This window comes from Mycetohabitans sp. B3, from assembly GCF_021498065.1.
GTDB lineage: Bacteria > Pseudomonadota > Gammaproteobacteria > Burkholderiales > Burkholderiaceae > Mycetohabitans.
In genome coordinates this window covers 132,195-144,522 of sequence record NZ_JAHLKN010000035.1, presented here as the reverse complement: position 1 = coordinate 144,522, position 12,328 = coordinate 132,195, and the positions used below count along the sequence as shown (strand labels likewise).

The following is a 12,328-nucleotide window of genomic DNA, read 5'->3' as shown; positions in this document are numbered from 1 at the left end:
AGAAGGACATCGTACAGGGACGTCGCGCAGAGACAGCCGCGAGGTCACGGAACCGTCGTATACGCGGCCGCACGTTTGGGCCAGTCATCCGGCACGATGAACCCGCGCGCCAACTCACACCACTCGCCGGCCGGGTTGCCGACGTCCTGGTTGACGCGCACGTCGGCTAACGCCGCCACCATCAATGGCTGATTCGGCCGGTCGCGCCAATAGTCGATGCAGTGCACCAGCACAGCGGTCGAATCACGATACACGCGCGGGTCGTCGGCGGACAGCCGCAGCGGCGCCATCCAGCGCAAACGTGGCACGATCGTCCAGGCAGGCGCGTCGAATACGGGCCACTGCGCGGCACATGTCCACCAACCCCATAAGTGATCCGGCGCGACAGATTCCGGCGCGGCATCGCTGCGCGGCGCGCAGTTCACGCTGACGTTGTCCGAATCGCCAACGCCGCTCGAATCCCAGCGACGGAACAGCCAGCCGCACACGACCATGGCCGCCTGCCAACGACCATCGGCGGCCAACGCCGCGATTTGTGGATGCTGGCTCAGCGTCAGCTGGTGGGTCAGCAACCGGGTCAGCTTACGGTCAAAGCGGTCGGCCAAATTCGGCCCCACATAGCGCACCAGTGAACCGGGCGGCCCCCCCACGTCGAGATAGCACTTGACCGTCAGTTCCCAATGCCACGCCCTTGCGTCGTCATCTACGAACAGAAAGTCGCACTCCCCCAGTGTGTGGCCATCGACCCGCACGGGCCGGTTTGCAGCGATCAACCGCGTTGCGGGGCCATATTGTAAGAAGAAGCCGAGCAACTGCTCCGCATATAAGCCGAGACGCGACTGCGGCCGGGCATCCAGAGCCGCATGCAACGCACGCGGATCGGCGTCGAGCCGTGCCAGCCATGCGAGCGCTTGCTGCCGCTGCCGCGGCTGCGCCAGCACGTGTGCCAATCGCGGGCCGAAATACCGCGCGTCAAGCAACGAGGGCGACAATAGCAGCCACGCCAGATCACGCACCGCAACGTCGCGATACGCATGGAGCAGATCAACGCAGAGCCTGCTGGCATGTGCAGGCATCCGGAGATCCACGCACCCGCGCGCGGCAGCCGCGAATGCAGCCAGGCCATCCGACTGACGCACGCTGCCGCCCTCGTCGGCAGCCACGCCGGCGTCGCGATCCTGGCGGCTCAATGCGCGACGGTGCGCTTGCGATGAATCGCACGAGCCAGACATAGGTCACTCCAGGCCTTGTGCTTGTCGTGCAGGCTGCGTAACAGGTACGCCGGATGATACGTGACGATCACCGGCACGCCTTCATACTCGTGCACACGCCCCCGCAACGAAGCAATGCTCGCGTCGGTCTTCAGCAAGCTCTGCGCGGCGAACCGTCCGAGCGCGACAATCACGCTCGGCTTGACCAGCGCCACTTGCCGTTTCAAGTAGGGCTCGCAGCGCACCACTTCGTCCGGCTCCGGATTGCGATTGCCCGGCGGCCGGCATTTCAGCACATTCGCGATATAGACGTTGTCGCCGCGCCGCAGCTGCAATGCACGCAACATGTTGTCCAGCAGCTTGCCGGCCTGGCCAACGAACGGCTCGCCTTGCTTGTCCTCGTTCTCGCCTGGTGCTTCGCCGACCAGCATCCAGTCGGCCATCTCGTCGCCGACGCCGAACACCGTGTTCGTGCGTCGTTCGCACAGCCGGCACAGCGTACAGCCCGCGACGCGCGCCTTCAACGCTGCCCAATCCAACATCGGCACCGGTTGCGCGTCTGCCGCGGCCCCGGACGCTGATGCGGCAGTCGTCTTGACTCCCTCAGCCGCCTCGACTCCTTCTAATGCCTTGCCGACTCCACCCGCTGGTCCAGTTGCACTGTCCTCTGCCCTAGTCGCTTCAACTCGCGACTGCGCGGCCTCAACCGACGTGTGGCTTGCTTGAGAGGGCGCATGCGCTGCACTCTCTTGCGCGTCGCAAGCCTGCACAGTCACATCCGTCGCTTGGAGCGGCTGCGACGGCAGCGCGATGCCGGCCTCGCGCATAACGTCCCGAGCCGGGGACAGCGCATCGCCCTCAGCGTCACCAGGACGATGAACATGCCCCGCGCCGCGGCGGACCCACAACGGCGCAATGCCAAGCTCTTCCAGAATCGCGTCAAGCTGCGCCATCGGCCTGCTCCCGTTCCGCTTCCAGCGGGGTGCCCGCGCGCCGCGCGCCGGACATCACCTCAGCGTGCAAGCCGTAACGCATCACGATTGCGTCCTCGCGCGCGTGGTGCCGCGCGGGATAATAACTCTTGCGCCGGCCGATCACGATGAAGCCAAAGCGCTCGTACAGCCGCATGGCACGCTGATTGGACGGACGCACCTCGAGCAGCACGCTGCCGAGCTGGCGCGCACGCGTGATGCGCACCGCTTCGCGCAACAACGTCAAGCCAGCGCCGTGGCCTTGCGCGGTGGGCGCCACGCACAGATTCAATAAGTGCATCTCGTCCACGACCGGCATCAGCACGCAATAGCCGACCAACACGCCAGTGACGTGCCTCAGGCAAACACCGAAGTAGCCATTGCGCAGTGAGTCCTCGAAGTTGCCTCGCGTCCAGGGAAACTCGTACGCGTCGCGCTCGACCGCCGCGACCTCATCGAGATCGCTGTCGGTCATCGGCGTCAGATAGCGCTGGGTCATCAACACGCCGCTCATCGGGCCTCCTTCGCCGAATCTTTGAGCACACGGGCCGCCGCGCGCTCGTCAGTGGTCTGCGCGACTTTGTCGCGCACGTACTCGGGCGTGGCCAGGTGCGCTGGCAACGCGCGGCCCGCCATCAACGCACGCCAGCCGGCTAGCGCCAGCGCGTGGGCGTGCGGCATCGCGCAAGGGTCGATCACGCGCGCCCGCGTCGCGGCACACAGCGCGTCGCCGAACACAGACGATGCATTGCCGGCTAGCGTAAACGGCTCGTCCGGAGCCGGCACGCGATCGGGCGCGGCGAGCGCGGCAGGATGGCATACCCGCCAGTCGGCGAGCGTGTCGTCCCACGCAAAGTCCGCCCAATAGACCTCGCCCATCCGGGCGTCGAGCGCGACAAGCACGCGTCCTGCATCTGGATCCGATGCGCGCGCGCGTTCCGCGCAGACAAGCAACGTGCCAACCGGCACCACCGGCACACCCAGCCCGAATGCCAGACCCTGCGCCACGCCAGCCGCCGTGCGCAGACCGGTGAACGAGCCGGGCCCCGCGCCGAACGCCACCGCGGCGCAATCAGTCAGTGTGAGTGTCGCTTCCTCCAGCACTTCCCGTACCGCGGGCAGCACGCGTGCGCTGGAAACCGGGCCAGTGTGCTCATGGCGGCTGATCACGCGCGGCGAACCGGCGGCAGGCGGCAGATGGAACACCGCGACCGAGCAGAATTCGGTCGACGTATCGAGAGCAAGCAAGGCATGAGGCGTCATAACCGCTATTGTAATGCCGGCCCGCGTCAACTCTATTATTTGGAGGACTTGCTCCAGCACAGGGCGGCACGTTCCGACTACACTCGGCCGTTCAGGATGGATGGACAGGGCCAAGGAGGGTCACGATGAGTGAGATCGATGCGCGGTTCGCGCAGGCGCAGAACGAAGTTAGACAATTGCCGGAGCGCCCCAGCAATCTAACGTTGCTGCGCTTATATGCGCTGTTCAAGCAAGCCACGGAAGGTGACGTGTACGGCGACAAGCCCGGCTTAGCCGATATCGTCGGCAAGTATAAGTACGACGCCTGGGCCGCGCTGAAAGGCACGTCGCAGGACACCGCCAAGCACCAATACGTCGAGTTGGTCGAATCGTTGAAGAACGGCACCGCGTCGTGATACTGCGCGCCCGCGCCCGCGCCGGCGGGCACAGCGCGATCTTGCTCGCAGCAGGTAGCGCAGCGCAGCAAATTCGGATAGAATCGAGGCTTCGCGCGCCGGTGAACTACTATATTGTTTGGCTGGGTCGCGCGTTTTTGCAGCGTTTTGCTCCAATCCCCGTTTAGAAACTGTCCCCTCCCACCTTTGCCCGCTTTTGGGTGCGGTTGTAGACCAAGCAAGGTTCGCGTTTCCGCGTTGGGCGGTTCGCACCGTTACAGGTTCTAACATCGGCTCGCATTTCACGAGCCATGCCCGTTTTTCGATCTGGTGAACGGCTATCGTTCATCGCATCCGACGATCGTGGCTGCCGATTGGCGCCTCTCGCATTTTTCCGGACCGGTTCGCGCCGTGCAGGCGCGAAACTCATAGGATCGTCATGACCTCGAATTCCTCCTCGTCACTCGGCACGCTGGCGCGTGAACTTTTCGGCAACGATGCCCCCTCGTCGCACGGCGACGCGCCGGTGGTGCCCACGCCAGCTGCTGAAGCCGCCCCTGCCACAGCGATGCACGCAGCCGCCGCCACGCCGGCATCCGATGCAATGGCTCCGTCAATGGCCGCGCAGCCCGACGCCGCAGCAAGCGCGGCCATCGGCGCTGCACAGGCCACCGACACGGCGAACAACGATACTCCCCGCGGCGACGGCTTTATAGCGCTCGGTCTGTCGCCGGAGATCGTCTCCGCGCTGACCGCCGCCGGCTATCACGCGCCAACGCCGGTCCAGCAGCGCGCAATACCGGCTGCACTTGCCGGCCACGATCTGCTGGTCTCGAGCCCGACCGGCTCGGGCAAGACCGCGGCATTCATGCTGCCCGCGATCGAGCGCTTTGCACAGATGCAAAAAGCCGGCACGCTTAGCCCGCGCGCGAGCCAGCCCGCGCATCAGGCGCAGCGTGGTGATCGGGGCGAGCGCCGTCATCGCCGCGAGCAACCTGTCGCCAAACCGGCGCTGCTGGTGCTTACACCGACACGCGAACTCGCGATGCAGGTGACCACTGCGGCGGCCACCTATGGCAAGCACCTGCGGCGACTGCGCACGGTCAGCATTCTGGGCGGGGTCGCCTATGGCCAGCAATTGATGCTGCTGGCGAAGAACCCCGAAATCCTGGTTGCCACCCCCGGCCGGCTGATCGATCATCTCGAGCGCGGCCGTATCGACCTGTCCCAGTTACAGATGCTGGTGCTCGACGAAGCCGACCGGATGCTCGACATGGGGTTCATCGAAGATATCGAGACCATCATCGACCGCACCCCGGCCACACGGCAAACGCTACTGTTCTCGGCAACGCTCGACGGCAAGGTAGGATCGCTGGCGCAACGCTTTCTCAGCGACGCCGAACGGATCGAAATCCGTCGTGAGCCGGAGTCGCGCGCGAACATTGCGCAGTCCATCCACTACGTCGACGACCGCGCCCATAAGGATCGGCTGCTGACGCATCTGCTGGCTGACGGCGCGCTTGATCAGGCGATTGTGTTCACCGCGACAAAGAACGACGCGGACGTGATCGCTGCCAGGCTGGCCGAAGACGGCTTCGCCTCCGCCGCGTTGCATGGCGATCTGCCGCAAGGCGCGCGCAACCGGACAATCCGCGCATTGCGTGAACGCCGCGTGCGCGTATTGGTCGCGACAGATGTCGCCGCGCGTGGCATCGACATACCCGGCATCACGCACGTGTTCAATTACGATTTGCCCAAATTCGCAGAAGACTACGTGCACCGGATCGGCCGGACCGGACGTGCGGGGCGCAGCGGCATCGCTGTCAGCCTTGTGCACCATGCTGAAGTCGGCGCCCTGAAGCGGATCGAGCGATTCGTGCGCACGCCGCTGCCTGTCAACGTGATCGCCGGATTCGAGCCCAAGCGAGCACCGTCCACGCGTGCACCGGCACGTCGGGGCGCGCCGCCGCGCGGCCACGGGCGGGGCGCCGGCGGCAGCTATCAAGGGCGAGGAACAAGCAATGGTTACGGCAACGCTCGGCACGGTGCCGGTGGTGGTAGCCGCGAAGGCGGCGGCCGCGAGGCCGGCTATCGCGGCGGGTTCAGTGACACCCGCGCCGGTAATGACCGTGGCCGAGGCGGTTTTGCGGATTCGCGCGGGCCGGCGCGTCGTCGGGATGACGATCGCCGTACGTCACGCTACGACGACTGACCGTTCTGACGCGAGCGGGCCGGCGACGGCCCGACGTTCCGAGAGATGGCGCCCTGCGGCGCCATTTTTTTGCGCCGTATTTATTGCACCGTACGGCTGGCATTCGAATCAAAAATTTCATTATATGAAATCATCTTTTGTGTCATAAAAATGTGTGGTGCATGGCACAAAAATTCTGTTGCAGGATAGAAAATTTCATTTCATATAATGAAATTATATTTTTAAATATTTGATTTTTAAAATTTAAATATATTCCGCCAAACGCTTTTCGCCTCTGTTCCGCTCGACTTGGTTTGCCTAATCTCTTATATAAGACTTCACACGCAGCGCTAATCTCGGCGATGCAAAACCGAAGTCATCCAGGCTACCCCATACGTCATTCGAGCAAGGAGAACGCTATGTCTCGCCAACAGGAAGCCCAAAAACTACAGGCCCAGTGGGAAACCAATCCACGCTGGAAGGGAATCAAGCGCGGCTACACCGCAGAAGACGTGATTCGCTTGCGTGGCTCGGTACCGGTCGAGCACACGCTTGCTCAGCGCGGCGCCGAGAAGCTGTGGACACTGATCAACGAAGAGCCGTTCGTCAACGCGCTTGGCGCATTGACTGGCAACCAGGCGATGCAACAGGTCAAGGCCGGGTTGAAGGCAATCTATTTGTCCGGCTGGCAAGTCGCGGGCGATGCCAACGTCGCTGGCGAAATGTATCCGGACCAATCGCTGTACCCGGCCAACTCGGTGCCGCTGGTCGTCAAGCGCATCAACAACACGCTGACCCGCGCTGATCAGATCCAATGGTCTGAAGGCAAGAATCCGGGTGACGAAGGCTACATCGACTTCTTCGCGCCGATTGTTGCGGACGCCGAAGCCGGCTTTGGTGGTGTGCTGAACGCATACGAGTTGATGAAAGCGATGATCGAAGCGGGTGCGGCCGGTGTGCACTTTGAAGATCAGCTCGCCGCCGTGAAGAAGTGCGGCCACATGGGCGGCAAAGTGCTGGTACCAACCCGCGAAGCGGTGGCCAAGCTCATCTCGGCACGGCTCGCGGCCGATGTCAGCGGTACGCCAACGGTATTGGTGGCCCGCACCGACGCGGAAGCCGCCGACCTGATCACCTCCGATATCGACGACAACGACAAGCCATTCCTCACTGGTGAGCGCACGGTCGAAGGCTTCTTCCGGACCCGTCCGGGCCTGGAGCAAGCGATCTCGCGCGGCCTGGCGTACGCGCCGTATGCCGACCTAATCTGGTGCGAGACCGGCAAGCCGGACCTGGAATACGCAAAGAAGTTTGCCGAAGCAATCCACAAGGCATTCCCGGGCAAACTGCTATCGTACAACTGTTCGCCGTCGTTCAACTGGAAAAAGAACCTGGACGATGCAACGATCGCAAAGTTCCAAAAGGAACTCGGCGCGATGGGCTACAAGTTTCAGTTCATCACGCTGGCCGGCTTCCACAGCTTGAACTACTCGATGTTCAATCTCGCGTACGGCTACGCGCGCAACCAGATGAGCGCCTTCGTTGAATTGCAGCAGGCCGAATTCACCGCAGCCGAAAAGGGTTTTACCGCGGTCAAACACCAACGTGAAGTCGGCACCGGCTACTTCGACGCGGTCACGCAGACGGTCGAGCGCGAAGCGTCGACGACCGCACTGCATGGCTCCACCGAAAACGAACAGTTCTTCGACAGCAAGAAGGTCGCGTAAACCGCGTCAGCTGATCGCCCCGACAAAAAGGGCGTCTGCATGCGACGTGTCGCCGATGCAGTGGTGCATGCGCGGCGGAATCAAGAAGGAAAGGAAGGTCCGCCCCCGATGCCGGTACCGGATCCGGCATGCAGGACATGATTGCGTTCATCGAACGCGCGTCTCACCTATCTTATTCGCATCACTGAATAAGCTTGACCGACCAAGGAGAAATCATGGCACACTCGCCTCTCTCGCTACCCGAAGGCGTGCAGATTCATGCTCCGCTCAAGCCCGGCTTTGAAACAATCCTCACGCATGACGCACTCGCGCTAGCTGCTCAGCTTCACCGCCAATTCGAAGCGCGCCGCCAAGCCCTGCTGGCTGCGCGCGTGGCGCGTGCAAAGCGGTTGGATGCCGGCGAACGGCCCGACTTTCTGCCTCAGACTCAAGCCATTCGAGATGGTAGCTGGACTATTGCGCCGCTGCCTGCCGACCTGCAATGCCGTCGTGTCGAGATCACCGGGCCGGTCGAGCGCAAAATGATCATCAACGCGCTGAACTCCGGTGCGGACTCGTACATGACCGACTTCGAGGATTCGAACGCGCCGAACTGGGACAACCAGATCCAAGGCCAGATCAACCTGAAGGACGCGGTGCGGCACACAATCTCATTAGAGCAGAACGGCAAGTCATACCGGCTCAACGACAAGATCGCGACGCTGCTGGTACGCCCCCGTGGCTGGCACCTTGACGAAAAGCATGTGACGATCGATGGCCAACGCGTGTCCGGCGCGCTGTTCGACTTCGCGTTGTTCCTCTTCCACAACGCCAAGGAGCAACTGTCGCGCGGCACTGGTCCGTATTTCTACCTGCCGAAGATGGAAAGCCACCTGGAAGCGCGGCTGTGGAATGATGTGTTCGTCGCCGCGCAACAAGCACTCGGCATCCCACGCGGCACGATCCGCGCGACCGTGCTGGTCGAGACCATCCTCGCCGCGTTCGAGATGGACGAGATCCTGTACGAGCTGCGTGAACATAGTGCCGGGCTGAACGCAGGGCGCTGGGACTATATCTTTTCAGCGATCAAGAAATTTAAGACCGACAACGACTTCTGCCTCGCCGATCGTGCCCAGGTGACAATGACTGCGCCGTTCATGCGGGCGTATGCGTTACTGCTGGTCAAGACCTGTCACCGGCGCAATGCGCCGGCGATCGGCGGCATGAGCGCGCTGATCCCGATCAAGAACGATCCGGCTGCCAACGACAAGGCACTGGCCGGCGTGCGCTCGGACAAGGCGCGTGATGTAGGCGATGGCTACGATGGTGGCTGGGTCGCCCACCCCGGCCTGGTGCCGATCGCAATGGAAGAGTTCGTCAAGGTGCTCGGCGACAAGGCCAACCAGATCAACAAGCAACGCGATGACGTGCAAGTCACCGCCAAGGATCTGCTCGACTTCCGTCCGCAAGCACCGATCACCGAAGCCGGCTTGCGCAACAACATCAACGTGGGCATCCATTACCTTGGCTCATGGCTGACTGGCAACGGCTGCGTGCCGATCCACAATCTGATGGAAGACGCGGCGACCGCCGAGATCTCGCGTTCTCAGGTGTGGCAGTGGATCCGCTCGCCGAAGGGTAAGCTCGATGACGGCCGCAAGGTGACTGCGGAACTCGTGCGAGCGCTGAGCGTCGAGGAACTCGCCAAGGTCAAGGCTGTTGTCAGTGGTGACACTGCGTCGTATGATCGGGCCGCGCAGATCTTCGAGCAGATGTCGACGTCGGGCACGTTCACCGACTTCCTGACGCTGCCGCTGTATGAATCGATCTGACGATCGGATTGCTGCGCGATCCGTGATGCTGAACCAATCGTAACCGGTTCGACGCGGTTCTGGACAGCGATACCGATTACGCTGGTCAACCGGATCTTTCCGGAGGTCGCGACGCGCGTAGTGCCGCAGGCGTGATCACGTCGGCCTTGCCGTCACGGGACGTATTCGGGCGACCGGGCCGACGTACACATGCCGTACCCGACCTGCTTGGCTACGGCCGGTACCAGGACGTGGCATTCGATGCGATATCGCTCGATGGGCAAGTGGAACACCGGCGTGCATTCGTTCACACGCAATGGCCGGCGACGCCGGTCGATGTGGTCGGGCACTCCGTCGGTGGCACCGTCGCGATGCTGTTCGCGTACTGGTTTCCGCACCTGGTGCGCCGGATCGTCAATGCCGAAGGTAACTTCACGTTGGACGATGCGTTCTAATCCGCATCGGTGGGACGCATGAGCGCCGAACAGGCCGATGCCATGCTTGATGCATTTCGCGCTGATCCACTGGTCTGGCCGAGCGGTGCGTCCCGGTAGATGAATGAGGCGTTCGCTGCCCCATAGCCCATGCTCATTCCGACAGGGCGCCACCGGCTAAGCATGCTTTATTTTCCGTTTTCTGAAGCGCGCCCCTTCTGCGGGTTGCGTATCGGCAGCGCTGACGCATGGTTCGTACCAGGCCGCGGCGCGATGGTGGCCTTGACCGGCCAGCGTAGCCCGCCAGCCTGCGAGATCGCTGCAATCAGCCCGCTGAACCTTCCAACTGCGAGCATGCTGTCTTCATAAGCGGTTCATTAGCCATTCTGATCAAATTCTTAATTTTGTTCGTCGACGAAATATTCTCTTTACCAGCATAATCAATAGAAACAATCCCTAAGCGTTTTTTTGTTTCATAAATTTCATTAATAGCCTTAATTACCTTATTGTGATCATCTCTGGCCAGATTTTTTACAGATTTTGGCACCGGCAATATTCTGAGCGGCATATTGCTTTGAATAATTGATATTTTTTTATCCTCAAACTCTGGCTTGCCATGAAATTTTAAAATATGTTTTGCTGTTTTTTTGCCGCTAGCTTTGTCAGCCCACTTGGAATAAGTGCTACCTTTATAATCCCATACATATTTACTTACAATGGAATCATTAAATGACTTTTCCGCATGATTCACCATAATTAGAATATTTTTACCGCAGCCAAGCGTCTCCCCTACGGTAAAACTACCAAGTGGCTTCTCCCCCTTACCGTTATTTCCTTCCTTGCCTCTCTCGCCATTATCTCCCTCTTTGATATTATCACCCTCTTTTTCATTATCGCCTTCCTCACCACCACTGTCTTCCGTGCCACTATTTCCGCCCGCGCAATCATATATTAGATGGCCTATGTATTCATTTACAAAGCCGCAAAGAAAATCCTCTGCATCCCTTTTATCAAAATGCATCTTAAATATATATAAATTATCTTTATCGTTGACGGCATAATTAAACAGATCCATTACTTCCGCGAGCGCATCACCTCCTGTTTTGCTGGGTCCATGAAAAAAACTGAATTTTCCCGCCCGCCCTTTTTTTACCCGGATATCAAAGTATCTAACTCCTGCTCGGGCTTGTTCAACCAAACTTAGAGACTGACATTTAAAGCCACCAGGAAACAATGTTCCTAAACTATCGATCCCCTCCGCTTTTTTACGACTAAACCAATGCGTTCCGGCATCGTGTGCACCTAACATCGAAATTTGAGAGAGGGTAACTTCAGGACGCATATCAGCATGATCTTCGCCAAGACTTTTAGTTTTATGATTTTTCTTTGCTTCCCTATTAAGACGCATCTGTTCTTGCATTTTTAATCCGATTTTTAAGTAAGCTTAAGTAGTGTCGGACCTTATTTGTGAGAATCCGATTCGCTTTCTACTATGCGCAGTTTAGCTGCTGTATCATCCACACTCTCGATGGTCAAACTCACACCCTCTGCAAGAGAGATGGTCGTACCACGCCACGCATTGGCGATTTGCGTGATCTTCTCACTTATGTCCTTCGATACAACGCCTGACAACTTAACGTCAATCATATTTTGCCCCGGTATCGGATTACAGCAAATCCTTACTTTTTCAAGTTCAATGGCATCCCCGTTCATTCCGTCAACTGCATTGCTCAGCTTGTCACGCAATAGATGCTCAGCCTGCCGGTATAAATCGATCGCTGGTTTGGGTTGCACGTCACTAATAGGTTCACGTACAGGGGGAGATGGTTCACTTAGATCGGTCAGCGTGATAGGCACGGTAACCATATAACTCAAACTGAGTCTCGGCTTGTTATCCAACGCCTGCCAGAATGCGCCTAAACTTGTTAAATGTTCAGCTGGCGGCAGAACTCGGCAATAGGCAGACAAACCCGGCAACGTGCGGTGATTGACCAATGCATTGAGCACCCAGTTCATCCGGACCATCGCGTCACTTCTCGCGCCCAGCACCGCTGGGCTATCGCTGTTTTGGGGCTTTTCCCAGTATGTGATCAGATAGCAGCAACGCACTTGTACACAGCCAGGCGCCGCTTTGCCTGTGCTTGGGTCATAGAACCGGCTCTCGCTGTTGCGCAGCTGCAAATCCTCTTGGATATCATATAAAAACACGCTGACCGTAGGGTCGTTGACCTTCCCCTGTTCCGGCAAGTCGAAACGGATTGTCAAATTCAAATCTTTCGGAACATATAACTCGATTGCTTCTTGAATCCGTTCGTTCAATTCGAGTATCTTATCATCCGATTTTCTGGTTATGTCCATTCGTTCGTT

General features: G+C 59.7%; 10 protein-coding genes and 1 pseudogene. 5 read left to right on the top strand and 6 right to left on the bottom strand.

Annotation, left to right across the window (positions count from 1 at the left end):
• Positions 1-44 precede the first annotated feature (44 nt).
• The 4 genes from KQH55_RS10695 to tsaB are packed head-to-tail and all read right to left on the bottom strand — an operon-like array spanning position 45 to position 3,445.
• Positions 45-1,232 carry a DUF1853 family protein gene (locus KQH55_RS10695; RefSeq protein WP_235090857.1) on the bottom strand — a complete coding sequence of 396 codons (1,188 nt, stop codon included), beginning with the start codon at positions 1,230-1,232 and terminating at the stop codon, positions 45-47.
• Positions 1,187-2,164 (bottom strand): uracil-DNA glycosylase family protein, encoded by a 978-nt coding sequence (locus KQH55_RS10690; protein WP_076794344.1) that lies wholly within the window; start codon positions 2,162-2,164, stop codon positions 1,187-1,189. Before KQH55_RS10690 ends, KQH55_RS10695 begins: the two co-directional genes overlap by 46 nt.
• Positions 2,151-2,696 carry a ribosomal protein S18-alanine N-acetyltransferase gene (rimI, locus tag KQH55_RS10685; RefSeq protein ID WP_235090856.1) on the bottom strand — a complete coding sequence of 182 codons (546 nt, stop codon included), beginning with the start codon at positions 2,694-2,696 and terminating at the stop codon, positions 2,151-2,153. Before rimI ends, KQH55_RS10690 begins: the two co-directional genes overlap by 14 nt.
• Entirely contained in the window at positions 2,693-3,445 is a 753-nt protein-coding gene (gene tsaB / locus KQH55_RS10680) for a tRNA (adenosine(37)-N6)-threonylcarbamoyltransferase complex dimerization subunit type 1 TsaB (RefSeq protein ID WP_076794345.1), read from the bottom strand. Before tsaB ends, rimI begins: the two co-directional genes overlap by 4 nt.
• Before the next feature lie 125 nt (positions 3,446-3,570).
• Between tsaB and KQH55_RS10675 the strand changes: the two genes are divergently transcribed.
• The 5 genes and pseudogenes from KQH55_RS10675 to KQH55_RS10655 form a co-directional block, all read left to right on the top strand.
• Complete coding sequence (locus tag KQH55_RS10675) at positions 3,571-3,840, top strand: acyl-CoA-binding protein (RefSeq protein ID WP_076788187.1); 270 nt, start codon at positions 3,571-3,573, stop codon at positions 3,838-3,840.
• A 583-nt stretch (positions 3,841-4,423) separates the two neighbouring features.
• Entirely contained in the window at positions 4,424-6,031 is a 1,608-nt protein-coding gene (locus KQH55_RS10670) for a DEAD/DEAH box helicase (protein ID WP_083703631.1), read from the top strand.
• Between the two features lie 398 nt (positions 6,032-6,429).
• Positions 6,430-7,737, top strand: a complete 1,308-nt coding sequence (gene aceA / locus KQH55_RS10665; RefSeq protein WP_235090855.1) for an isocitrate lyase — start codon at positions 6,430-6,432, stop codon at positions 7,735-7,737.
• Between the two features lie 215 nt (positions 7,738-7,952).
• Positions 7,953-9,548 (top strand): malate synthase A, encoded by a 1,596-nt coding sequence (aceB, locus tag KQH55_RS10660; protein WP_235090854.1) that lies wholly within the window; start codon positions 7,953-7,955, stop codon positions 9,546-9,548.
• 131 nt (positions 9,549-9,679) lie between these two features.
• Positions 9,680-10,072 (top strand): annotated as a pseudogene (locus tag KQH55_RS10655) (alpha/beta fold hydrolase); the annotation flags it as partial.
• Positions 10,073-10,286: 214 nt separating this feature from the next.
• Here the strand turns inward: KQH55_RS10655 and KQH55_RS10650 are convergent.
• Both KQH55_RS10650 and KQH55_RS10645 read right to left on the bottom strand, forming a co-directional pair.
• Entirely contained in the window at positions 10,287-11,381 is a 1,095-nt protein-coding gene (locus KQH55_RS10650; protein WP_235090853.1) for a hypothetical protein, read from the bottom strand.
• Between the two features lie 41 nt (positions 11,382-11,422).
• Positions 11,423-12,319, bottom strand: a complete 897-nt coding sequence (locus KQH55_RS10645; RefSeq protein ID WP_235090852.1) for a DUF4255 domain-containing protein — start codon at positions 12,317-12,319, stop codon at positions 11,423-11,425.
• Between the last annotated feature and the right edge of the window lie 9 nt (positions 12,320-12,328).

What these genes read in the sequence shown, in the direction of transcription:
- KQH55_RS10645 (WP_235090852.1), bottom strand. Translation starts at nt 12,319, where the DNA reads ATGGACATAACCAGAAAATCGGATGATAAGATACTCGAATTGAACGAA.
- aceB (WP_235090854.1), top strand. Translation starts at nt 7,953, where the DNA reads ATGGCACACTCGCCTCTCTCGCTACCCGAAGGCGTGCAGATTCATGCT.
- aceA (WP_235090855.1), top strand. Translation starts at nt 6,430, where the DNA reads ATGTCTCGCCAACAGGAAGCCCAAAAACTACAGGCCCAGTGGGAAACC.
- KQH55_RS10675 (WP_076788187.1), top strand. Translation starts at nt 3,571, where the DNA reads ATGAGTGAGATCGATGCGCGGTTCGCGCAGGCGCAGAACGAAGTTAGA.
- KQH55_RS10690 (WP_076794344.1), bottom strand. Translation starts at nt 2,164, where the DNA reads ATGGCGCAGCTTGACGCGATTCTGGAAGAGCTTGGCATTGCGCCGTTG.
- KQH55_RS10670 (WP_083703631.1), top strand. Translation starts at nt 4,424, where the DNA reads ATGGCTCCGTCAATGGCCGCGCAGCCCGACGCCGCAGCAAGCGCGGCC.
- tsaB (WP_076794345.1), bottom strand. Translation starts at nt 3,445, where the DNA reads ATGACGCCTCATGCCTTGCTTGCTCTCGATACGTCGACCGAATTCTGC.
- KQH55_RS10650 (WP_235090853.1), bottom strand. Translation starts at nt 11,381, where the DNA reads ATGCAAGAACAGATGCGTCTTAATAGGGAAGCAAAGAAAAATCATAAA.
- KQH55_RS10695 (WP_235090857.1), bottom strand. Translation starts at nt 1,232, where the DNA reads ATGTCTGGCTCGTGCGATTCATCGCAAGCGCACCGTCGCGCATTGAGC.
- rimI (WP_235090856.1), bottom strand. Translation starts at nt 2,696, where the DNA reads ATGAGCGGCGTGTTGATGACCCAGCGCTATCTGACGCCGATGACCGAC.